This window comes from Stenotrophomonas maltophilia (assembly GCF_013464485.1).
GTDB classification, from domain to species: domain Bacteria; phylum Pseudomonadota; class Gammaproteobacteria; order Xanthomonadales; family Xanthomonadaceae; genus Stenotrophomonas; species Stenotrophomonas maltophilia_AW.
The window spans coordinates 1-22549 of the sequence record NZ_RAUX01000024.1; the positions used below are offsets into that span (position 1 = coordinate 1).

The following is a 22549-nucleotide window of genomic DNA, read 5'->3' on the forward strand; positions in this document are numbered from 1 at the left end:
CAAGCTTACAGGGACGTACTTGCAGCGTCCCCGCACTCCGACACCGCCCCGCCATCCCACGGAATACTCGCTTTTGAAGTTGACGTTGCCTTGGCTTGAAGCCTCTGCAGGTGCAGGGCGCAGCCCTGCCGAGCAACCCTTTACTTGACCTGCACCTCGATCACGCCGTCGCCAACACGGGCCTGCAGGGCGTCACCCGGCTGCACCTGGTCGACGTGCCGCACCAGGGCACCATCGTCACTGCGGGTCAGGATGCTGTAACCACGCGCCACGGTTGCCAGCGGGCTGACGGCTTCCAGCGAACGCGCCAATCCGCGCAGGCGCAGTGCATCGCGTTCCAGCAGGCGCTGCATCGCAATCTGCGGGCGCCCGCGCAGGGCTGCCAGGCGGCGCTGCATCGCGTCGAGCTGGCGTTGCGGATGGTGCCCGCGCAGCACCGCCGCCGCATGGCGCAGGCGTGCGGCACGGCGTTCCTGCTGCTGGTTGAACGCGGCATGCAGGCGTCGGCCCAGATCGAGCTGGCGACGGCGCAGCAGGTCCAGCCGCGCCTGCGGGCTCTGTGCGTTCAGGCGCAGCAGGGCACGATCGGCGCGCTGCATCGCCTGCTGCATCGCATGCCGTTGCAGCTGCACCATGCGCGCTGCAGTCCGGCGCAGGCGCAACGCCAGTTCGCGCTGGTCCGGCACCAGCAGTTCGGCCGCCACCGACGGCGTCGGTGCGCGCAGGTCGGCGGCAAAATCGCTAAGGCTGAAGTCGGTTTCGTGTCCCACCGCCGACACCACCGGGGTGCGGCTGGCGGCGATCGCTCTGGCCAGGGCTTCATCGTTGAAGGCCCACAGGTCTTCCAGCGAGCCGCCGCCGCGGGTCAGCAGGATCACGTCGTAGCGGCCACTGGCGTCGGCGGCCTGCAGCAGGCGGGTGATCTGCGCGGCGGCGCTGCTGCCCTGGACCAGGGTCGGCAGCAGGTCCACTTCCAGCAGCGGGAAGCGGCGGCCGAGCACGCTCAGCACGTCGCGCACGGCGGCACCGGTGGGCGAGGTGATCACTGCCAGGCGCTGCACGTGCGCCGGCAGCGGCCGCTTGCGTGCCGGGTCGAACAGGCCCTCGGCCTCCAGGCGTGCCTTCAGCTCCTCGAAGGCGCGGCGCAGCGCGCCTTCGCCGGCTTCTTCCATGTGGTCCAGCACCATCTGGTACTCGCCACGGGCGTCGTACAGGGTCACCTTGCCGCGCACCAGCACGCGCATGCCTTCGCGCGGCACGAACTTCAGGTACTGCGCCTTCATCCGGAACATTGCTGCGCGCAGCTGCGCACGTGCGTCCTTCAGGGTGAAATACAGGTGCCCGGAGGCAGGGCGCGCCACGCTGCCGAGTTCGGCCTCGACCCAGATCGCCGGGAAGCTGCCTTCCAGCAGGTCGCGGGCCAAGGTGTTGAGCTGGCTGGGGGTGAGGATGTCGTTGTTGCGTGGCTGCATGGGTACGGCGTGCGGCGGGTGGAACGGGCGCTCAGGATCGCACGTCAGCGCGGGGCGTGCTGGGCCAGCGCCCACTGCACGTGTTCGCGCACCAGCGGCGAGGGATCGTCGATGCGGGTGTGCAGCGCGGCCAGGACCTCGGCCGATGCCGGCGCGTTGCCCAGCGCCACAGCGATGTTGCGCAGCCAGCGTTCATGGCCGCTGCGGCGGATCGGGCTGCCTTCAGTGCGGCGCAGAAACTCGGCTTCGTCCCAGGCGAACAGCTGGTCGAGGTGCGCGGTATCGAGGTTGTTGCGTGCGCGGAAGTCGGCTTCGTCGGTGCGCTTGGCGAACTTGTTCCACGGGCAGACCAGCTGGCAGTCATCGCAGCCGTAGATGCGGTTGCCGATCAGCGGCCGCATGTCCTCGGGAATGGCGCCGTCATGCTCGATGGTCAGGTAGGAAATGCAGCGCCGCGCATCCAGCCGTTGTGGGCCGATGATGGCCTGGGTCGGGCAGACATCGATGCAGCGCGTGCAGGTGCCGCAGTGGGCGGTGGCCGGCGCGTCGATCGGCAGCGGGATGTCGATGTAGATCTCGCCGATGAAGAACCAGGAGCCGCCATGGCGGTCGATGAGACAGGTGTGCTTGCCGATCCAGCCCAGCCCGGCATTGCGTGCCAGCGCGCGTTCCAGCACCGGTGCAGAATCGACGAATACGCGGTAGCCCAGCGGCGCAACTTCGTCGTTGATCTGCGTGGCCAGCTTCTGCAGCCGGTTGCGCATCAGTTTGTGGTAGTCGCGGCCCAGCGCGTAGCGGGCCACATAGGCGCGACCCGGGTCGGCCAGGGTGGCCCATGCTTCGGTATCGTCCTTGTGGCTGTAATCCATGCCGACCGAGATCACCCGCACCGTGCCGGGCAGCAGTTCGGCCGGGCGCGCGCGCAGCGTGCCGTGGCGCGCCATCCAGTCCATCGTGCCGTACAGGCCCTGGCCAAGCCAGTCGGCCAGGTGCGCCTCATCCTCCCCCAGCTCGATGCCGGCGACGCCGCAGCGCTGGAAGCCATGCGCACGGGCCAGTTCGCGGATGCGTTGCACGGCCAGGGCCGGATCGACGGAGGCAGGGACGGGGGGCATGCGCACCAGTATAAAATCCCTGCATGCCCGATCTTTCCCTTCTGTTCGATTCCGCTGCCGCGCGCAGGCTTGATGGACGCGCATCGGCGCTGGCCGGCGACGGCGGCTGGAGCCTGATGTCGCAGGCCGGTCTGGCAGGTTGGCAGTGCCTGCTGCAGCAGTGGCCGGAGGCCCTTCAGCCATGCGTGCTGGTGGGGGGCGGCAACAATGGCGGCGACGGCTACGTGCTGGCCACCCATGCCGTGCGGTCGGGGCGCCGGGTTCAGGTGGTCTCGTTGCCCGGCAAGCCGCCCGCCACTGGACTGGCGGCCCAGGCAGCAGCGGAATTTGTTGAGGCCGGAGGCAGAATCGTCGAGTTCAGCGGCCAATTGCCGGTCGCCGATGTCTATGTGGACGCGCTGTTCGGGCTTGGCCTGGACCGGGCACCGGCCGGCATGGCCCAAGCGGTGATCGAGGCCCTCAACGCGGCGCACGGGCCGGTGCTGGCGCTGGATGTGCCCAGTGGCGTCGACGCCGACAGCGGATGTGTGCCTGGCGTGGCGGTGAGGGCGGATGTCACGTTGCAGTTCATCTGCTGCCATCGTGGCCTGTACACCGGCGATGCGCTGGAGCACGTGGGTCAGCGGCGCCTGGCGCCCCTTGAACTGGCCGATCAGGTATGGGGTGGCATTCAGGCCAGCGCGCAGCGCTGGACAGGCGACCGTTTGCCAGCACTGCTGCCACCGCGACGAGCCAATACCCACAAGGGGGAGTCGGGGCATGTGCTGTGCATCGGTGGAAACCATGGCAGCGGTGGCGCAGTGGCGATGGCTGCGGAGGCCGCGTTGCGTGCTGGCGCGGGCCTGCTGAGCATCGGCACCCGTCGCGATCATGTTGGCCCATTGCTGGCCCGCCTGCCCGAGGCCATGACGCACGCGATGGAGGATGGTGATGCGCTGTCCGCGTTGCTGGAAAAGGCAGGGGTGGTGGCGATCGGGCCCGGATTGGGGCAGGACGAATGGGCGCGTGCATTGCTTACGCGGGTGCTGGCCAGCACTTTGCCGCTGGTGGTCGACGCCGATGCACTGAACCTGCTCGCGCAGGATCCACGGGCGCTGCCGGCCACGATCCTCACACCGCACCCGGGCGAGGCCGCGCGCCTGCTTGGCTGCGGCAGCGCTGAAATCCAGGCAGACCGCTTTGCCAGCGCACAGGCCCTGGCCGAGCGTTTCCACGCGGTAGTGGTGTTGAAGGGGGCCGGCAGCATCGTTGCGGCGCCTGGACAGACACCGCGGCTGATCGCCGCAGGCAACCCCGGCATGGCCGTCGGCGGGATGGGAGATCTGCTCACCGGTATCATCGCCAGCCTGCGTGCGCAGGGCCTGGCAGCTTTCGATGCGGCCGCCGCCGGTGCGCTGCTGCATGCGCTGGCAGGCGATGCCGCTGCCGCCGACGGCGCGCGCGGCCTGCTTCCTACTGATCTGCTGGCGCCACTGCGGCGGCTGGCCAACCCGGAACGCTCTGCATGACCGACTTCTTCCTCGCCGACAGCAATGCCACTGAACTGCTCGGTCAGTGGCTGGCGGCTACCCGTCCGCCGCAGGCACTGATTGAACTGCGCGGTGACCTGGGGGCCGGCAAGTCCACAACGGCCCGCGCACTGCTGCGCGCGCTAGGCGTGCAGGGTGCCATCCGAAGCCCGACCTACACCCTGGTCGAGCGCTATCCACTGGCCAGCGGCGGTGAGGCCTGGCACCTGGACCTGTACCGGATCGGCCAGGCCGGCGAGCTCGATTTCCTCGGGCTGGACGAGGGCAGCGCGGTGTTGTGGCTGGTGGAATGGCCGGAACGCGGCGCTGGTGCGCTGCCACCGACCGACCTGGTGGTGGCACTGGAGATCGAGGGGCAGGGGCGTCGTGTCCATCTCACTGGGGCCAGCGACGCCGGACTTGAATGGCTGAAACGGCTTCCGCAAGGGGGCGACTTGCAGGCCATTTCTGTCGGCTGACGAGAACAAAGACCGGCAGGTTACGGATTATTAAGGAAAAAGGTGTTGCATTCCGTTCAGCGCGGTGATTGAATCCTGAGCCATGCGCCTGGGGAACCGTCTCATCGCCATCTTTGCCGCCGTCGGACTGGGTCTGGCGAGCGTCAGTGCGTGGGCTGGCGAAGTCCGCCAGGTCCTGCTGAATACGGGCGCCACCGGTACCCGTGCCGAGATTTCGCTCGTGGGCAGTGGCGGCTACAAGACCCTGTCGCTGGCGGGCCCGAACCGCCTGGTGGTCGATTTCCCGGACTCCAGCGCCATTCGCAACCTGAAGATGCCGGCCGCGCAGGGCGTGGTTACGGCGGTGCGTACCGGACAGCCGGTGCCGGGGACCTTCCGTGTCGTTTTCGACCTCGCTGAATCGGTGGCGCCGTTCCGCCCGCAGATGCAGCGCGAGGGCAATGAATCCAAGCTGGTCATCGAATGGCCGGGTGATGGCCCGGCCGTGGCTGCCAGCCGTCCTGCGATAACGCCGGCGGTACAGCCACAGGCACCGGTCAACGCGCCCGCGCCGACGCCGGCGGAGAACGCGCAGTCGCGTTCCGATGCCGCACGTGCCACCGCGCTGCTGACCGCGCAGGTACGGCAGCAGGCCAGCGCCACTGCCGCCGCACCGGCAACGCCGACCCCGGCGCCGTCCACCGCGCCGGCCCAGGTTGCGGCTGCCGGTACCGTAGCCAGCAGCTCGCCTTCTTCCTCGCCGGCCGCGATCCTCGCCGGCCAGCGCACCGCCGCCGTGGTGACCACGCCGCCTGCTAGCGTGCCTGCACCGGCGCCGACGCCGGTGGAGCCGCCGCGTCCAGCCATGCCAAGCGATGCCTCGCGCATCCGCATGCAGGCCGGGATGCGTCATCTGGTGGTCGCCATCGATCCCGGCCACGGTGGCCAGGATCCGGGCGCGATCGGCCCGACCGGCAAGCGCGAGAAGGATGTCACCCTGGCGGTGGCGCGTGAGCTTGCCCGCCAGGTCAACGCCACGCCGGGCCTGAAGGCGTACCTGACCCGCGACAGCGATGTGTTCATCCCGCTGCCGATGCGTGCGCAGAAGGCACGTGCGAACAAGGCCGACATCTTCATTTCGATCCACGCCGATGCGGCCGAGAACCGTTCGGCCACCGGCTCGTCGGTCTATGTGCTGTCGACCAAGGGTGCCTCTTCGCAGCGCGCCCGTTGGCTGGCGGACAAGGAAAACGCGGCCGACCTGGTGGGTGGCGTACGCCTGCAGCAGACCGAGGGCACGCTTGCCAACGTGCTGCTGGACCTGGCGCAGAGCGGTTACATGAAGGCCTCTGAAGATGCCGCCGGCCACGTGCTGGGAGGCCTGAAGCGGATTGGCAACAATCACAAGCCGAACATCGAACGCGCCAACTTCGCCGTGCTGCGCACCTCGGACATGCCGGCGATGCTGGTGGAAACCGCATTCATCTCCAATCCGGACGAAGAGCGCCGCCTGATCGACCCGGCCTACCAGCGCAAGATCGCCGGTGCCGTGCTCGATGGTGTGCACACCTTCTTCAGCCGCCAGCCGCCGCCGGGCACCTTGTATGCCGCGCGCGCCCAGGCCGAGATCGACGCAGCCGGCACCATGGCCGGCGGCAGCAAGTAACCCGCTTCCTGTAGAACGCGGTAGAGTCGACTGTTAGTCGACTACGCGCGCAGCGCGGGGTTTTCGGTGCCTGAGCGAAGGGCAGTCGACTGACAGTCGACTCTACCGCGCGCAGCGCGGGGTTTTCGGTGCCCGGGCGAAGGGCAGTCGACTGACAGTCGACTCTACAACGGACGGCTCCGCTATCATCGACCCATGAAGTCTGCTGCCCATCCTCTCCCATGAGCGCGCCCGGTCCGCGCCCGATCCGGCCGTTGCCGGAAATCCTGATCAACCAGATCGCCGCCGGCGAAGTGGTCGAGCGTCCTGCGTCAGTGGTCAAGGAGCTGGTCGAGAACGCGATCGATGCTGGTGCCAGCCGCGTCGATATCGACCTCGAGGAGGGGGGTGTCCGCCTGATCCGAATCCGCGACAACGGCAGTGGCATCGCGCCGGAACAGCTGCCGCTGGCGGTATCGCGCCACGCCACCAGCAAGATCGCCGATCTGGACGACCTCGAATCGGTGGCCACCCTCGGTTTCCGGGGGGAAGCGCTGCCGTCGATTGCATCGGTCAGCCGATTCACCCTGTCCTCGCGTCGCGCACATGACGACCACGGTTCGGCGCTGCAGATCGAAGGCGGCAAGATCGGCGAAGTGACCCCGCGCGCACATGCGCCGGGCACCACGGTGGAAGTGCGCGAGCTGTTCTATAACGTACCGGCGCGGCGCAAGTTCCTGCGCGCCGAGCGTACCGAGCTTGGCCATATCGAAGAATGGCTGCGTTCGCTGGCGCTGGCGCGACCGGACGTCGAACTGCGCGTGTCGCACAACGGCAAGGCCTCGCGCCGCTACAAGCCGGGTGATCTGTATTCCGATGCGCGATTGGCCGAAACGCTGGGCGAGGATTTCGCCAACCAGGCCGTGCGCGTCGACCACAGTGGTGCCGGCCTGCGCCTGCATGGCTGGATCGCGCAGCCGCATTATTCACGCGCGAGTGCCGACCAGCAGTACCTGTACGTCAACGGCCGTTCGGTGCGCGACCGCAGCGTCGCCCATGCGGTGAAGATGGCCTACGGCGATGTGCTGTACCACGGCCGGCAGCCGGCCTATGTGCTGTTCCTTGAGCTCGACCCGACCCGGGTCGACGTCAATGTGCATCCGGCCAAGCATGAAGTGCGCTTCCGTGATTCGCGGCTGGTGCATGACTTCGTCTACCGCACATTGAAGGATGCGCTGGCCGATACCCGCGCCGGGATGTCGGCGCAGGAGATCGGTGTGGGTCCGGTGCATCCGGTGGACGTCGCTGCTGCACCGACGGCATCGAGCGCGGGCGCGTCGGGTTTCGGACTGGTGCGTGGGCCTGCGCCCGGCGCAGGCGGCGGTGGTGGTGGTTTTTCCGGCTGGCGCCCGCAGCAGCCCCTTGGGCTGCAGGTGGCTGATGCACCGGCGGCCTACGCCGCGCTGTATGCCACGCCGGCCGGTGCCGAACGCGGGGCGGCGCTGCCGCCGATGCCCACCGAGAACGGCCTGCCGGTCACCAGTGCCGATGCCGGTGTGCCTCCACTGGGCTATGCGATCGCGCAGCTGCATGGCATCTACATCCTGGCCGAGAATGCAGAAGGCCTGATTGTGGTCGACATGCATGCCGCGCACGAGCGCATCGGCTACGAGCGCCTGAAGAACGCGCACGACGGTATCGGCCTGCAGTCTCAGCCGCTGCTGGTGCCGATCACGCTGGCAGTGGGCGAGCGCGAGGCCGACACTGCCGAAAGTGAAGCCGAAACGTTGGCGGCGCTCGGCTTCGAGGTGACCCGCGCCGGTCCTGGATCACTGCATGTGCGCAGCATTCCAGCGCTGTTGGCACATGCCGAACCGGAGGGGCTGCTGCGCGACGTGCTGACCGACCTGCGCGAGCATGGCCAGAGCCGCCGCGTGGCCAGCGCACGCGACGAACTGCTGTCGACCATGGCCTGCCACGGTGCGGTGCGCGCCAACCGGCGCCTGACGGTGCCGGAAATGAACGCGCTGCTGCGCGACATGGAAATCACCGAGCGGTCCGGCCAGTGCAACCACGGCCGGCCGACCTGGGCGCGTTTTTCGCTGGCGGAGATCGACCGCTGGTTCCTGCGCGGGCGTTGAGGGGAGCATCGATGCGTTATCGGGGAATGGGCGGCCTGCTGGTCGCCATGCTGTTGGTTGCCTGCAGCCCGGCGACACCGCCGGCGCCGAAGGTCACTGAAGATCCGGCTTACGCGGCCATGCAGCAGCAATGGCGGGTGGCCCGCTACCAGGACCTGACCCGACCCGACGGCTGGACGGCCCTGGTCGGTCTGCACTGGCTGCAGAACAAATCACACTTCGTCGGCAGCGGGGCCACCAATGGCATCCGCTTGTCGGTCGGCCCTGACAAGCTGGGCCTGCTGCGTCGCGAGGGCAGCCAATGGTGGTTCACGCCCGAAGCCGGTGCGAACGTCAGCCTTGATGGCCAGCCGGTGCGCAGCCGTATCCGTATCGACACCGACAAGGATCCGCAGCCGACACTGCTGGCCTTCGACGGTGGCAATGGCCAGCTCAGCATCATCCGGCGCGGGCCGCGCGATGCGCTGCGGGTCAAGCATGCCGATGCAGCGGCGCGCCGTGATTTCGCCGGTTTGGAGTACTGGCCGGGTGGCCCGGACTGGCAGGTGCAGGCGCGCTTTGTCGCACATCCGCCGGGCAAGACCCTGCCCATCGTTGACATCACCGGCCTGACCACCGAAATGCCCAATGCCGGCGCGGTCGAGTTCCAACGTGATGGCCGCAGTTGGCGGCTTGAGGCGATTGGTGCGCCCGGCCAACCGCTGTTTCTGATATTCGCCGACCGCACCAGCGGCCGCGGCAGCTATCCGGCCGGGCGTTACCTGGATACCGATGCGCCGGCTGCCGATGGCACGGTACGCATCGACTTCAATCATGCCTATAACCCGCCGTGTGCGTTCACCGCTTACGCGACCTGCCCGTTGGCGCCGCCGGAAAACCGGCTGGACCTGCGTGTGGAAGCAGGCGAGAAGGCCTACCACCTGCCTGAAGGAGAAGGCTGATATGCCGATCAGATCCCTGTTGCGTGCCGCCGTGCTGTTGGCGGCCTGTGTGTTGGCACCGCTGGTTGCAGCGCGTACCGTGCAAGCCGATACCACTGGCGCAGCGGCGACCAAGCCGCCGGTGCCGTTGCTGTGGAAAGTGACCGGCCCGGGTGACGCGCGCCTCTACCTGCTCGGCTCCTTCCACCTGCTGAAGCCGCAGGACTACCCGCTGTCGCCCGATGCCGAACAGGCCTTCGAGGCCTCGCAGCGAGTCGTGTTCGAGTTGTCGCCGGAGGACATGCAATCGCCGCAACTGGCGAGCCGCATGGTGCAGGCAGCGGTCCGTACCGATGGCAGCGAGCTGAAGCGTGATCTTGATGCGGCGACCTGGCAGAAGCTGCAGCAGTTCGCAACGGAGAACAAGCTGCCGCTGGCGCAGATGCAGGGCATGAAGCCCTGGTTCGTCGGCCTGAGCATTTCGGTCGGGCAGATGCAGAAACTGGGTCTGGACCCTGCATTGGGCCTGGACCGGCATTTCATGGAGCGTGCGCAGAAGACCGGCCGCAAGACTGCGGGACTGGAAGACATCGACACCCAGATCGGCATGCTTGATGGAATGACGCTGCAGGAACAGCGGCAGATGCTGGCCGAAGCACTGGATCAGGCCGGCAAGGCCGATGAGCAGGCGCGCCAGCTGCATGATGCATGGCGCCGGGGTGACGAGCGGCTGCTGTGGACCCGGATGGCGGCGGAGATGCGCCAGCAGTACCCGCAGCTGTATCAGCGCATCAATACTGGCCGCAATGACGCCTGGGTACCGAAGCTGCTGCCGTACCTGCAGGCCGGGCAGGGGGGCACGCTGGTGGTGGTGGGCACGTTGCACCTGCTGGGCAGTGACGGCGTGGTCGAGAAACTGAAGGCGAAGGGCTACAAGGTCGAACGCGTATGCACGGGGTGCAAGGCGAAACGTTGATGCTCCGCCGGGGACACAGAACAAAACGGCGCGCCATCGGGCGCGCCGTTTTCGTATCCGCCGGTGCAGCGGCTCAGCGGCGGGTCTTGCCGCCGGTGCCAGTGCCCGGTTCGTTCGGCTTGTTGCCGGTACCTGCGCCGGTTCCGGTGCCACCCGGGCGCGGACCACCGAAACCGGTGCCCATGCTGCGCTGGAATTCCTGCCACAGCTCGAGGTTGCGCTCGGTCAGCTGGTTCATCATCGCCCACGGGGTCTGGCCCAGCAGGTTGCCCATCTGCTGCCGGAACTGTTGCTGCTGGTCGAGGAAGACCTGCATGCTGCGCTCCAGGTAATTGCCCATGAAGCCCTGCAGGGAGTCGCCGTAGAAGCGGATCAGCTGGCTCAGCAGCTGGGTGGACAGCATCGGTTCGCCGTCCTGTTCCTGGTCGGCGATGATCTGCAGCAGGACCGATCGAGTGAGGTCGTCGCCGCTCTTGGCGTCGCGGACTTCGAAGTCTTCACCGTCCAGGATCAGCTGGCGCACGTCCTCGATGGTGATGTAGCTGGAGATCTCGGTGTCGTAGAGACGGCGGTTCGGATACTTCTTGATGATGCGGGTCGCAGCCATGAAGCGGTACTCGTCACAGTAGACGCGCAGCATGGCGCAGTGCAGCAGCCGTTGCAACCGCCTCAGCCCCCGCCAGGCTTGGCTTTCAGTGATGATCATGTTGCGCAACAAGGGTTTGCGTGCTGCGCAGCATGACTCTTGGCAGGGGCCGGCGGCGTTCACCGCGCGGGCCCGCTGCGCGGCTTACCAACCCATATGGTGGCCGCCGTTGATGTCCAGGTTGCTACCGGTGATCCACGAGGCCTCGTCGGCGACCAGGAACGAGACGCCGTAGGCGATTTCCTCCGGCTTGCCGAGGCGTCCGGTGGGGATGTCGGCAATGATCTTGGCACGCACTTCTTCTGGAACCGCCATCACCATGTCGGTGGCGACGTAGCCGGGCGAGATGGTGTTGACGGTGATGCCAAAGCCGGCGTTCTCGCGCGCCAGTGAGATGGTGAAGCCGTGCATGCCGGCCTTGGCGGCCGCATAGTTGGCTTGGCCGTACTGGCCCTTCAGGCCGTTGATCGAGCTGATCTGGATGACCCGGCCCCAGCCGCGGCGGCGCATGCCCTCGATCACCGGGCGGGTGACGTTGAACACCGAATTGAGATTGGTGTTGATCACATCGTGCCACTGGTCCGCGCGCATGCGATGGAAGGTGGTGTCGCGGGTGATGCCGGCGTTGTTGACCAGGATCTCGACCGGGCCCAGCTCAGCTTCGACGGCGCGTACCAGCGCTTCGGCGCTGTCGGGATCAGAGACATCGCCCGGGAAGATCGACACGCTGTAGCCGCGTTCGATCATCGCCTGCTGCCAGGCGCGGGCCTTGGCCTCGTCGCGGTAATTGGTGGCGACCCGGTGGCCCTGGTCGGCCAGACGTTGGCAGATGGCGGTACCGATGCCGCCGGTTCCGCCGGTGACCAGTGCGACGCGAGAAGTCATGGAGTGCTGTCCGGGTATCAGGTGGGGGAAGGGGGATTCTGCAACATCGGCGCGGAAAGTGCGTCGGCTGGCAGCAGGATGTCGGTACGTGGCAGCTGCGCCGGGTCGAACGCCCGTTGGGCCGCAGCCAGCAGCGTGTCCAGATCGTGCGCAGCTTCCAGCGCCCCAGGTGCCTGGCCGAGCAGCTGCCAGAGCTGGCGCAGCACCGGCAGCGGGCGCGAACTGTCCACCGGCACTGCGGCCAGCGACTTGGACAGTTTGTGGCCCGGCGCATCCAGCAGCAGCGGGAGGTGCCAGTAGTGCGGCACCACCAGCCCCAATGCCTGCTGCAGCAGGATCTGCCGCGCGGTGGAGTCAAGCAGGTCGGCGCCGCGCACCACTTCGGTCACGCCCTGCGCGGCGTCATCGACCACGACTGCCAGCTGGTAGGCCCAGCAGCCGTCTGCACGGCGCAGTACGAAGTCGCCGACCTCGGTGTGCACGTCCTGCTGCTGCGGTCCACGCAGGCCATCGGTGAAGTCCACGATGCTGTCCGGTTGCACGCGGAAGCGGACGGCGGGGTCCGGCCGAGGTTGCCGGGCGACGCAACGATGGTGGATGCCGCCGCTGGCGGCCAGTTCGCTGCGGCTGCAGTGGCAGACGAAGGCCTGGTCGCTGGCCAGCAGCGCGTCCAGCGCGGCCTGGTAGGCCTCGCCGCGCGCGCTCTGCCAGAGGATCGCGCCATCATGGGCCAGCCCGAACGCAGCCAGCGCCTGCAGCTGTGACTCGGCGGCGCCGGGCACGGTGCGCGGTGGGTCGACGTCTTCGATGCGCAGCCGCCACAGGCCACCGTGATGGCGTGCGAGCAGCCAGCTGCCGAAGGCGGCGAGCAGGGATCCGGGGTGGAGCAGGCCGGTCGGCGAGGGCGCGAAACGACCACAGGAAATGGGGGAAGTCATGCTGGCTGAATCGTCGGTCAGGTTGGCGCTTGAATTCAAGCTGACCACACCGCAAATTGACCGGTATCGACCCCTTCCGAGCCGGATTTTTCCATGTTTACCCGCATTGCCCTGTTCCTGGCGACCAACTTCGCGGTCCTGATCCTCGCCAGCATCGTGATGTCGCTGTTGGGAACCGACCCGAGCAAGATGAGCGGTCTGTTGATCATGGCCGGCATCTTCGGTTTCGGTGGTTCCTTCATCTCGCTGCTGCTGTCCAAGTGGATGGCCAAGCGCTCCACTGGTGCGGTGGTGATCACCGAGCCGCGCAACCAGACCGAACGCTGGCTGCTGGCCACCGTCGAGCGCCAGGCCAAGGCGGCCGGCATCGGCATGCCGGAGGTGGCGGTGTATGAAGGCCCGGAGATCAACGCCTTCGCCACCGGCGCCAACCGCAACAACGCGCTGGTGGCGGTGTCCACCGGCCTGTTGCACAACATGAGCGAAGACGAAGCCGAAGCCGTACTGGGCCACGAGATCGCCCACGTCGCCAACGGTGACATGATCACCATGGCGCTGCTGCAGGGCGTGTTGAACACCTTCGTGATCGTGCTGGCCCGCGTGGTCGGCGGCATCATCGACAGCGCGCTGTCGGGCAACCGCGAAGGCGGCGGCCGCGGCTTCGCCTACTACATCATCGTGTTCGTGCTGGAGATGGTGTTCGGCCTGTTCGCCACCATGATCTCGATGTGGTTCTCGCGCCACCGCGAGTTCCGCGCCGACGCGGGCGGTGCCTCGCTGGCTGGGCGCCAGAAGATGATCGCCGCGCTGGAGCGCCTGCAGCTGAACCACGGTCAGAGCACCTTGCCGACCCAGATCGCGGCGTTCGGTATTGCCGGTTCGACGGCGAAGAAACTGTTCATGAGCCACCCGCCGCTGGAAGAGCGCATTGCCGCGCTGCGGGCGTCGACGGCGGCGTAAGCCCCCGTACTTCCACAGTTGTGCAGGAACGCCTGGCCCCGCGCCGGGCGTTTTTGTTTGTGGGGATGCATGCGCCGTTAGCGCGGGGCCATGCCCGGCGAATCGTTTTCGCGCCTGCGGAGAGGTGTCACTTTCTTTGCTCGTGCACCGCGCTGCAGGAGCAGCGCGGAACGGCGCAGCCGGCCCGTAGGGTGGCGCACATGGATGCGCGCCATCAAGAAAGTAACCAAAGAAACACGCCGCCGGCCGCGAGCCGATGCTGCGCATCGGTACCCTGTGCTCCTCGGCCCGCCGAGGGACGGTGCGGGAACTCGCTGCGCTCATACACCCGCACCTCTTCGCCCTCGCCGGACCTGCGGTGCTCGGCTCGCTTGAAGTCGGACTGGAAGGTCAAGATCAAGAGCAACAGCATCCACGCATGGCGTGAATCTACGGGGTGCAGCTGTGGCATTTGACCCTGGGTCCGCCTTGAGCGAGCCGAGCATCGCAGGGGAATCAGGGGCGAAGAGGCACCGATGTTTGAGCGAAGCGAGTTCGGCGCCGCCCCCTGATTCGCCGAGAAGCACAGGGAACCGTCGCGTAGCGACGGCTCGCGGCCGGCGGCGTGTTTCTTTGGTTACTTTCTTTGCACGAGCAAAGAAAGTGACAAGCACGATCACCGCGGATACGAAAACGGCACCTTCGCAGGTGCCGTCTCCATGAACCGCTTTACACGGAACCTCAGAACTTCGCGTCGAACTCGGCAGCGTAACCGGTGTTCACCAGCACCTTCTGCAGCGACTCGGCCACCTTCAGGTTGCCGGCCACGATCTGGTGGGTCTCCGGGCCGCGGTTGTCCATGCGGCCCAGGGTCGCGCCCTTGAAGTCGCAGACCTTGCCGCCCGCTTCGCGGACCAGCAGCAGGCCGGCGGCGATGTCCCACGCCTTCACACCGGCTTCGAAGTAGGCGTCGGCACGGCCGCAGGCCACGTAGGCCAGGTCCAGCGCGGCCGAGCCGGTGCGGCGGATGTCCTCGCCGTGCACCAGCAGGGCGTCGACCGCCTTCAGCTGGGCGCTGGCACGGCTGCGCTCGCGCGGGGCGAAGCCGGTGTGGATCATCGTGCCTTCCAGGTCCTTGCGATCGGCCACGCGGATGCGGCGGTCGTTCAGCACCGCACCGGCGCCACGGCTGGCGGTGAACAGTTCATTGCGCAGCGGGTCGAAGATGACCGCATCGGTCGGCTCGCCGTTCTCCACCAGTGCGATCGACACGCAGTAGTGCGGCACCCCACGCAGGTAGTTGCTGGTGCCATCCAGCGGGTCGATGACCCACATCTGGCGGCGCTCGCCCTGCACGCCACCTTCTTCACCGAAGATGCCGTAGTCCGGGTAGGCGCGCTTGAGTTCCTTGACGATGACCTTTTCCGCGTCAGCATCCACTTCGCTGGCGTAGTCCATCCGGCCCTTCTGCACCACGTTCAGTGCCTCGAGCTTGTTGATGTTGCGCAACAGGACGTTGCCGGCGAGGCGGGCGGCCTTGACCATGACGGTTACGGCGGGTTTCTGCATGGCGTGGGCTCCCGGAAAGGCAGAAGAGATGGACTGGCGGGGGAAAAGAGCGGGTCCGGCGCAGTGGCCGGCCGCACAGTTTACCATTGGTCATCGTCCAGCTCGACCTTTTCCCTGTTCATGTCCCAGTTTCCCGCCGCCACCCGCCTCCGATTCGTCCTGGTCGGTACCCAGCACCCCGGCAACATGGGGGCTGCCGCCCGCGCCCTGAAGACCATGGGCATGGCCCGCCTGGTGCTGGTCGCCCCCGAAAAACCGCTCGACGAGGAGGCCTTCCGCCGCTCGGCCGGTGCCGAAGACGTGCTGGGGGACGCCCCGGTGGTGGCGACCCTGGCCGAAGCCGTGGCCGACTGCCGCCTGGTACTGGGCTGCACGGCCCGTGCCCGCCGCGTCCAGCTCGAGGAATACATGCCGGCCGATGCTGCCGCCCGTGCGGTGGCCAAGGCGGGCGAGGGGGCCGAGGTTGCCTTGGTGTTCGGCCGCGAGCGCACCGGCCTGACCAACGAGGAACTGCAGCTCTGCCATGCGGCGGTGCATATCCCGTCCGATCCGGACTTCAGCTCGCTCAACCTGGCTGCCGCCGTGCAGGTGCTGGCCTATGAAACGCGCATGCAGTTGCTGGGTGCGCAGCCAGCGTCCGGGGCCGAGCCTGGCTTCCGCGAGCAGGCGGCCAGCCACGAGCAGATGGAGAGCTTCTTTGCCCAGCTCGGCGACACCTTGGACGAGATCGATTTCCACAAGGGGCGCGCCCCGGAATCGGCGATGCGCAAGCTGCGCCGCCTGTTCCTGCGCAGCGAGCCGAGCGAGCAGGAAGTGCGCCTGTTGCGCGGCATTCTTGCCGACACACAGCGCATGGCCCGACTCGCTCAGGTGGGGCGCAAGGACAGCTGACGACGTTCTCATTTTTTGGGTTAGTCTGTCTGGATACCCAGGGGGGATGAAGCCTGTGTCGGGTCTGCGAAAGGCAATGCAGGGGGGACTGCTGAGCCTGGCCATGGTCCTGCTGGCCGGGACGGTGCGGGCAGCACCGGACCCGGTGCTGGTGCTGGGCCGGATCAGTGATGATCCCAAGGCCCATTACGAACAGCTGCAGCCATTGCTGGACTACGTGGTGGCGCGCATGCATGACGTCGGCATCAAGGAGGGGAGGATCCTGATGGCGCGCGATCCGCAGCAGATGGCCAGCTATCTGCGGCGGGGGCGGGTTGACTGGGTCACGGAAACGTCGGGCACGGCGGTCGCGCTGGGCCAGCGCAGCGGCGCCCGGCCGCTGCTGCTGACCGAGCGCAATGGGGTGCGTGAATACCAGACGGTGTTCTTCGTGCGCGGCGACAGCCCGATCCAGCGCGTGCAGGATCTGCGTGGCCATCGCCTGGCGCTGCAGAACACAGCGTCCACCAGCGCCTACCTGGTGCCGGTGATGACGCTGCTGCAGGACGGGCTGTCGCCGCAGATCCTGGCCGGTGCCTGGGACCTGCCAGGGCGGGACAGCGTGGGTTATGTGTTCGCGCGCAGCGAGTTGAACATCGCCACGTACGTACACAAGGGGATGGCCGATGCAGGGGCGGTGAGCAGCGTGGACTGGAATGACGAACGGCGGATGCCGGCGGCATTCCGGCGCGACTTCCGTGAACTGCTCCGCACTGAACCCTACCCGCGTGCGGTGGAGATGGTTCGCGCCGATCTGGATCCACGTGTACGCGAGCGCCTGCAGGAAGTCCTGCTGCAGGCAGCAAGCGACCCGCAGGCACAGGGGGCGATGCATCGGTTTTTTGGCACTTCCGGTTTCCACCGCATCGATGCGCATGCGCAGCAGCGGTTGGATGAATTGAAACAAGGATTGACGCGCGTGCGGATGGAAGTGGAATGAAGTGGCTCGGCTCAGGAATGCAGGCTCGGTTCCTGCTCGCAATGGGCGGGGCGATGGTCGTGGTGATCGCGATCCTGGCGGTACTGTTGGGGCGGCAGACGGCGATGCAGAGCGAGGTGCGCAACCTCAGCGGTGGCGTCATCCATGAATTGTTCGACCGCAGTGTGCGCAGCCGCGGTGAGGCGATGGCGCGCGAGTTGTCCGATGCGCTGGCCAATCCGCTGTACTACCGTGACCTGGACCAGGTCGGTGCACTGGTGCGCAGCACCGCGCGGCAGCCGGTGGTCCGGTATGTGCTGGTATTCGATGAACGTGGCCGGTTGGTCCATGACGGTTCGATCGAGGTCTCCGGGTACGGCCAGCCGATGACCGATCCGCTGGCGCACAAGGCTGCCGCTGCACAGGCGCTGGTGGTGCAGGAATCACCGAAGGTGCTCGACAACGCCATGCCGATCATGATCGGCAACCAACGCATTGGCGGCGTCCGTGTCGGCATGGCGCTGGACGAAGTCCAGCAGCGCGAACAGGCCGCCAACGCCACTCTGGGCGAACGTCTGCAGCAGGCCGGCAGCCGCCACCTTGGGTGGTTGCTGCTGATGCTGGGCCTGCTGGTGGTGATTGGCGTGGTGGTGATCCTGTATGTGCAGCGCACCCTGGTCGCACCGATCCGTGACCTGGCCGCTGCCGCACGGCGCATCGAAGCGGGTGACTACCAGGCACCGCTGGCCGAAAACACCCGCGATGATGAAGTCGGCGAGCTGGTGCGCGGGTTCGCCCGCATGCGTGATGCGATCGCCCGCCATGACCGCGAAGTGCGGCACATGGCCTATACCGACGCGCTGACCGGGCTGACCAATCGGCTGGCGTTCCGGGAGGCATTGGACCACCGCCTGATGGCCGCGCGCGCCTCCCACCATCGGCTTGGCCTGCTGTTTGCCGATATCGACGACTTCAAGCGGGTCAACGATACCCTCGGACATGAAGCCGGCGATGAGGCCCTGCTGCAGTTCGCGCAGCGTATCGGCCGTGCCGTCACCGAGGCCGGTGGCGACGAGACCCTGCTGGCGCGTTTCGGCGGCGACGAGTTCGTGATCCTGGTCGGCGATGGCGACGTGGCCGCCAATGCGCGGCTGCTGGCCGAGGTGCTGGTGCGCGAGCTGGGCAAGCCATTGGTGGTGCAGGGAAGGGAACTGTTCCTCGGCACTTCGATCGGTGTGACCCTGTTCCCCGACGATGCGGCTGATGCGACCACGCTGTTGAAGAATGGTGACATCGCCATGTACCAGGCGAAGATGGCTGGCAAGAACTGCTACCGCTACTACAGCCGCGCGATGGATCACGCTGTCGAGCGCCGGGTGCATATGGAGCAGGAGCTGCGCGGTGCCTGGGAGCGCGGTGAGCTGCGGCTGGCCTACCAGCCGATCTTCCGCATGCGCGACCGGCGCATGGTCGGCGTCGAGGTGCTGCTGCGCTGGCAGCATCCGACTCTGGGTACGATTCCGCCGTCTGTGTTCATCGAGGTGGCCGAGCAGAGTGGCCTGATCGAGATCATCGGCCCGAAGGTGCTGCGTGCGGCCTGCATGGAGGCGTCGCAGTGGCCGCGTGGCGTGGCCGGCGACGACCTGTTTGTATCGGTCAATGTGTCGCCACGCCAGCTGCGTGGTGGCGAACTGCCGGCGCTGGTCGCGCAATGCCTGCATGAGTCCGGGCTGCCGGCGTCTCGCCTGCACCTGGAACTGACCGAAACCGCAGTGATCGGTGATGAAATGGTCGCCGCGCAGTTGCTGGACAAGCTGCACCGCACTGGCGTGAAGGTGTGGCTGGATGACTTCGGTACTGGATTCTCCGGCCTCAGCCACCTGCGCCAGGTACCGGTGGATGGCGTGAAGATCGACAAGAGCTTTGTGGCCGACATGCAGCGCGACCCGGACGATCTGGCGCTGACTACGGCGATCATCGCCATGGCTCATGCGCTCGGGATCACGGTCGTGGCCGAAGGCATCGAGCAGCAGGCCCAGTTCGAGCTGCTGGTCCAGCGTGGCTGTGATCTTGGCCAGGGCTACTGGCTGAGCCACCCGGTCACCGCGACCGAAGTGGTGCGGATGATCGAATCCGGGCTCTGACACCCAAAAGGGGACGGAGGGAATTAAGTCGCAAATGCATAAGCGACTTAATTCCCTCCGTCCCCTTTTTTGTTACACCGGGCGCTTGCTCGGGTCGCCGGGCAGTTCGCGCACCAGTTTCGGGATCAGATAGCCGGACAGGCGCGCGGTCAGGCCGGCAATCAGCGCCTTGGCCTGGGCATCGTCCACTTCGAAGTGGGCCACGCCTTCGACCTTGTCCAGCTGGTGCAGGTAATAGGGCAGCACGCCGGCGGCGAAGCTGCGCTCGCTCAGGTCCTGCAGGGCCTGCACGCTGTCGTTGACCCCGCGCAGCAGCACGGCCTGGTTCAGCAGCTGGGCGCCGAGGCCGCGCAGGCGTGCCATCGCGGCATCCACGCTGGCATCGAACTCATTGGCATGGTTGGCGTGGACCACGATCGCCAGCGGCCACGGCAGGCTGCCCAGCCAGGAGACCAGTTCGTCGTCCACGCGCTCCGGCAGCACGATCGGCAGCCGGGTATGGATGCGCAGGCGGCGGATATGCGGGATCGCGCGCAGGGCGTCGGTCAGCTCGACCAGCTTGTGCGTGGCCAGGGACAGCGGGTCGCCGCCGGACAGGATGACCTCGTCGATGTCCGGATCGGCCGCGATGGCGGCTACGGCCTCCTGCCAGCCGCCCTTGGCGGCGTTTTCCGCGCCATAGTCGAAGTGGCGGCGGAAGCAGTAGCGGCAGTTGATCGCACAGCTGCCGGTGGCGACCAGCAGGGCGCGGCCACGGTACTTCTGGATGACGCCGGTGGCCTTCTTGGCGGCGCCATCGCCCACCGCATCGAAGCTGAACCCGGGTGCCGGGCGCATTTCCGCGTCGATCGGCAGTACCTGGCGCAGCAGCGGGTCGGCTGCATCGCCAGGGCGCATGCGGGCCACGAAGCCCTCCGGTACGCGCAGCGCGAACTGGGCCATGGCCGCCTCCGAGACGCCCAGCGCGGCCGGGTCCAGCTGCAGCCGGGCCAGCAGCGCGTGCGGGTCGCGCAGCGCCTGGCGCCAGAGCTGCTGCCAGCGCGCGGGCGCACCTGGCGACTGGGGCCGTGGGAAGGCGGAAAGCTGCATGGAGAGGGGGCCTGCGGTTATCATGGGGGCAGAAAAACAGTCGCCCACCGGCATCCGGTGGGCTTTCCATTCTAACGGCTCGCCGCACCCGCGGCGTTTTTGCCACTCAGGAGTTTACGCATGGCCAGCTACGGCATGAACGACGTCAAGAACGGGATGAAGATCCTGGTCAACAACCAACCGGCCGTCATCATCGACACCGAATACGTCAAGCCGGGCAAGGGCCAGGCCTTCACCCGCGTGAAGTACCGCCTGATCAAGGACGGCCGTACCCAGGAAGTCACCATGAAGTCGACCGACTCGCTGGATGCAGCCGACGTCGTCGATACCGACATGAACTTCATGTACAGCGACGGTGAGTACTGGCACTTCATGGACCCGGAATCCTTCGAGCAGGTCCAGGCCACCAAGGCCGGCATGGGCGGCGCCGAGAAGTGGCTGAAGGGCGAAGAGTCCTGCGTGGTCACCCTGTGGAACGGTGAGCCGATCTTCGTGCAGCCGCCGAACTTCGTCGAACTGAAGATCACCGAAACCGATCCGGGCGTCCGTGGCGACACCTCGGGCGGCGGCGGCAAGCCGGCCACCCTGGAAACCGGCGCCGTGGTCCGCGTGCCGCTGTTCGTGAACCAGGAAGAAGTGATCCGCGTCGACACCCGTTCGGGCGAATACTCCGCACGCGTCAAATAAGGTTCCGGCCATAGGCCGACCTGTTGTAGTGCCGGCCGCTGGCCGGGTACGCGCCCTCGCATTCGCGCTGGCGCTCCCATGATCTGCTTCGGCAGATCATGGGCCCGCTTCACGGGTCTCCAGACCCCGCCGCTTCGCGGCAGCCCCTGACTCAGGGGCGTGTCCCCCAGAAGTATCTCGCCGCCCCACAGCCAAGTGAGCCCGCATGAGCGATAGCCCGCACCTCCCCGAAGCCTGCGACCTGCTCATCGAAGCCGGTTACGTTGTTCCGATCGAGCCGCATGCGGTGGTGCTGGAAGACCATGCCGTTGCCGTGCGTGGCAGCGAGATCGTGGCCATCCTGCCGCGTGCCGAGGCGCGCGCACGGTTCCGCGCCACCCAGGTGGTCAGCCGCCCCGAGGCCGCGCTGATGCCGGGACTGGTCAACGCGCACACGCACAACCCGATGACCCTGCTGCGCGGCGTCGCCGACGACCTGCCGCTGATGACCTGGCTGCAGCAGCACATCTGGCCGGTGGAAGCGGCGGTGATCGGGCCGGAATTCGTGGCCGACGGCACCACCCTGGCCATCGCCGAGATGCTGCGCGGCGGTACCACCTGCGCCAACGAGAACTACTTCTTCGGCGATGTGCAGGCCGCGGTCTACAAGAAGCACGGTTTCCGCGCGCTGGTCGGTGCGGTCATCATCGATTTTCCCACCGCCTGGGCCAAGACCGACGACGAGTACTTCGCCAAGGCCGGTGAGCTGCACGACCAGTGGCGCACCGATCCGCTGATCGGCACTGCGTTCGCGCCGCATGCGCCGTACACCGTCAACGATGCCAACTTCGAGCGGGTGCGGATGCTGTCCGACCAGCTCGACATGCAGGTGCACCTGCACACCCACGAGACCGCGCAGGAAATCAACGATTCGATCAAGCTGCATGGTCAGCGCCCGCTGGCGCGGCTGGATCGCCTCGGCCTGGTCAACGACCGCCTGATTGCGGTGCACATGACCCAGCTGACCGATGCGGAAATCCACCTGTGCGCCGAGCGTGGCGTCAGCGTGGTGCATTGCCCGGAATCGAACCTGAAGCTGGCCTCCGGTTTCTGCCCGGCCTGCGCCCTGCAGCGTGCCGGCGTGAACCTGGCGATCGGCACCGACGGCTGCGCCAGCAACAACGACCTGGACATGTTCAGCGAGAACCGCACCGCGGCGATCCTGGCCAAGGCCGTGGCCGATGATGCCACCGCGCTGGACGCGGCCACCACGCTGCGCGCCTCCACCCTGGGCGGTGCCCGCGCGCTGGGCTTCGGCGAGCGGATTGGCTCGATCGAAGTCGGCAAGCAGGCCGACCTGGTCTGCGTCGATCTGTCCGCGCTGGAAACCCAGCCGCTGCACAACGTGCTGTCGCAGCTGGTGTACGCCACCGGCCGCCAGCAGGTCAGCGACGTCTGGATCGCCGGCAAGCCGAAGCTGGTGCAGCGCGAGCTGGTCGGCATGGACCTGCCGGGCATCATCGCCAACGCGCGCCAGTGGCGCGAGCGCATCCGTCATATCCGCGCCTGATCCCTGGCGCCGCAAGGAC

General features: G+C 67.2%; 19 protein-coding genes. 12 read left to right on the plus strand and 7 right to left on the minus strand.

Annotation, left to right across the window (positions count from 1 at the left end):
* Positions 1–140: 140 nt before the first annotated feature.
* Both xseA and queG read right to left on the minus strand, forming a co-directional pair.
* A complete protein-coding gene (gene xseA, locus D7Y61_RS10850; RefSeq protein WP_049463075.1) occupies positions 141–1472 on the minus strand; it encodes an exodeoxyribonuclease VII large subunit in 1332 nt (443 codons plus the stop codon).
* A 44-nt stretch (positions 1473–1516) separates the two neighbouring features.
* Positions 1517–2587, minus strand: coding sequence for a tRNA epoxyqueuosine(34) reductase QueG (gene queG / locus D7Y61_RS10855; protein WP_180866251.1), 1071 nt, complete (start codon positions 2585–2587; stop codon positions 1517–1519).
* Between the two features lie 23 nt (positions 2588–2610).
* On the opposite strand from queG, the gene D7Y61_RS10860 reads away from it, so the two are divergent.
* The 6 genes from D7Y61_RS10860 (at position 2611) to D7Y61_RS10885 (ending at position 10235) form a co-directional block, all read left to right on the plus strand.
* Entirely contained in the window at positions 2611–4095 is a 1485-nt protein-coding gene (locus D7Y61_RS10860; RefSeq protein WP_180866252.1) for an NAD(P)H-hydrate dehydratase, read from the plus strand.
* On the plus strand, positions 4092–4574 hold the full coding sequence (gene tsaE, locus D7Y61_RS10865) for a tRNA (adenosine(37)-N6)-threonylcarbamoyltransferase complex ATPase subunit type 1 TsaE (RefSeq protein ID WP_180866253.1): 483 nt from the start codon (positions 4092–4094) through the stop codon (positions 4572–4574). The genes D7Y61_RS10860 and tsaE overlap by 4 nt, the downstream gene beginning before the upstream one ends.
* A gap of 82 nt (positions 4575–4656) precedes the next feature.
* Positions 4657–6219, plus strand: coding sequence for an N-acetylmuramoyl-L-alanine amidase (locus D7Y61_RS10870; protein ID WP_180866254.1), 1563 nt, complete (start codon positions 4657–4659; stop codon positions 6217–6219).
* A 221-nt stretch (positions 6220–6440) separates the two neighbouring features.
* On the plus strand, positions 6441–8339 hold the full coding sequence (mutL, locus tag D7Y61_RS10875) for a DNA mismatch repair endonuclease MutL (RefSeq protein ID WP_180866255.1): 1899 nt from the start codon (positions 6441–6443) through the stop codon (positions 8337–8339).
* 11 nt (positions 8340–8350) lie between these two features.
* Positions 8351–9280 carry a DUF1684 domain-containing protein gene (locus D7Y61_RS10880; RefSeq protein ID WP_180866256.1) on the plus strand — a complete coding sequence of 310 codons (930 nt, stop codon included), beginning with the start codon at positions 8351–8353 and terminating at the stop codon, positions 9278–9280.
* Between the two features lies 1 nt (position 9281).
* Positions 9282–10235 (plus strand): TraB/GumN family protein, encoded by a 954-nt coding sequence (locus D7Y61_RS10885; RefSeq protein WP_180866257.1) that lies wholly within the window; start codon positions 9282–9284, stop codon positions 10233–10235.
* A 73-nt stretch (positions 10236–10308) separates the two neighbouring features.
* Here D7Y61_RS10885 and phaR read toward each other — a convergent pair whose 3' ends face one another.
* From phaR to gluQRS, 3 genes are all read right to left on the minus strand, one after another.
* Entirely contained in the window at positions 10309–10842 is a 534-nt protein-coding gene (phaR, locus tag D7Y61_RS10890) for a polyhydroxyalkanoate synthesis repressor PhaR (protein ID WP_180866302.1), read from the minus strand.
* Between the two features lie 183 nt (positions 10843–11025).
* Complete coding sequence (gene phbB / locus D7Y61_RS10895) at positions 11026–11766, minus strand: acetoacetyl-CoA reductase (protein WP_180866258.1); 741 nt, start codon at positions 11764–11766, stop codon at positions 11026–11028.
* Between the two features lie 17 nt (positions 11767–11783).
* On the minus strand, positions 11784–12704 hold the full coding sequence (gluQRS, locus tag D7Y61_RS10900) for a tRNA glutamyl-Q(34) synthetase GluQRS (RefSeq protein ID WP_180866259.1): 921 nt from the start codon (positions 12702–12704) through the stop codon (positions 11784–11786).
* Positions 12705–12797: 93 nt separating this feature from the next.
* Between gluQRS and htpX the strand changes: the two genes are divergently transcribed.
* Positions 12798–13664 carry a protease HtpX gene (gene htpX / locus D7Y61_RS10905; protein WP_180855208.1) on the plus strand — a complete coding sequence of 289 codons (867 nt, stop codon included), beginning with the start codon at positions 12798–12800 and terminating at the stop codon, positions 13662–13664.
* Between the two features lie 720 nt (positions 13665–14384).
* On the opposite strand, the gene D7Y61_RS10910 is transcribed toward htpX, so the two are convergent.
* The gene (locus tag D7Y61_RS10910) at positions 14385–15212 is read right to left on the minus strand and encodes an inositol monophosphatase family protein (protein ID WP_005417749.1); all 828 of its coding nucleotides are present in this window, start codon (positions 15210–15212) and stop codon (positions 14385–14387) included.
* A 120-nt stretch (positions 15213–15332) separates the two neighbouring features.
* On the opposite strand from D7Y61_RS10910, the gene D7Y61_RS10915 reads away from it, so the two are divergent.
* Genes D7Y61_RS10915 through D7Y61_RS10925 form a run of 3 tightly spaced genes read left to right on the plus strand, consistent with a single transcriptional unit; the run spans position 15333 to position 19205 of the window.
* Positions 15333–16103 carry an RNA methyltransferase gene (locus tag D7Y61_RS10915; protein WP_180866260.1) on the plus strand — a complete coding sequence of 257 codons (771 nt, stop codon included), beginning with the start codon at positions 15333–15335 and terminating at the stop codon, positions 16101–16103.
* Between the two features lie 46 nt (positions 16104–16149).
* Positions 16150–17082, plus strand: coding sequence for a phosphate/phosphite/phosphonate ABC transporter substrate-binding protein (locus tag D7Y61_RS10920; RefSeq protein WP_180866261.1), 933 nt, complete (start codon positions 16150–16152; stop codon positions 17080–17082).
* Positions 17079–19205 (plus strand): putative bifunctional diguanylate cyclase/phosphodiesterase, encoded by a 2127-nt coding sequence (locus D7Y61_RS10925; protein WP_180866262.1) that lies wholly within the window; start codon positions 17079–17081, stop codon positions 19203–19205. The genes D7Y61_RS10920 and D7Y61_RS10925 overlap by 4 nt, the downstream gene beginning before the upstream one ends.
* 72 nt (positions 19206–19277) lie before the next feature.
* Here the strand turns inward: D7Y61_RS10925 and epmB are convergent, their stop codons facing one another.
* Positions 19278–20318: an EF-P beta-lysylation protein EpmB gene (epmB, locus tag D7Y61_RS10930; RefSeq protein ID WP_180866263.1), complete on the minus strand. Its 1041-nt coding sequence runs from the start codon at positions 20316–20318 to the stop codon at positions 19278–19280.
* A 96-nt stretch (positions 20319–20414) separates the two neighbouring features.
* On the opposite strand from epmB, the gene efp reads away from it, so the two are divergent.
* Both efp and D7Y61_RS10940 read left to right on the plus strand, forming a co-directional pair.
* On the plus strand, positions 20415–20981 hold the full coding sequence (gene efp, locus D7Y61_RS10935) for an elongation factor P (RefSeq protein ID WP_014037874.1): 567 nt from the start codon (positions 20415–20417) through the stop codon (positions 20979–20981).
* A 205-nt stretch (positions 20982–21186) separates the two neighbouring features.
* The gene (locus tag D7Y61_RS10940) at positions 21187–22530 is read left to right on the plus strand and encodes a TRZ/ATZ family hydrolase (RefSeq protein ID WP_005410380.1); all 1344 of its coding nucleotides are present in this window, start codon (positions 21187–21189) and stop codon (positions 22528–22530) included.
* Positions 22531–22549: the final 19 nt, after the last annotated feature.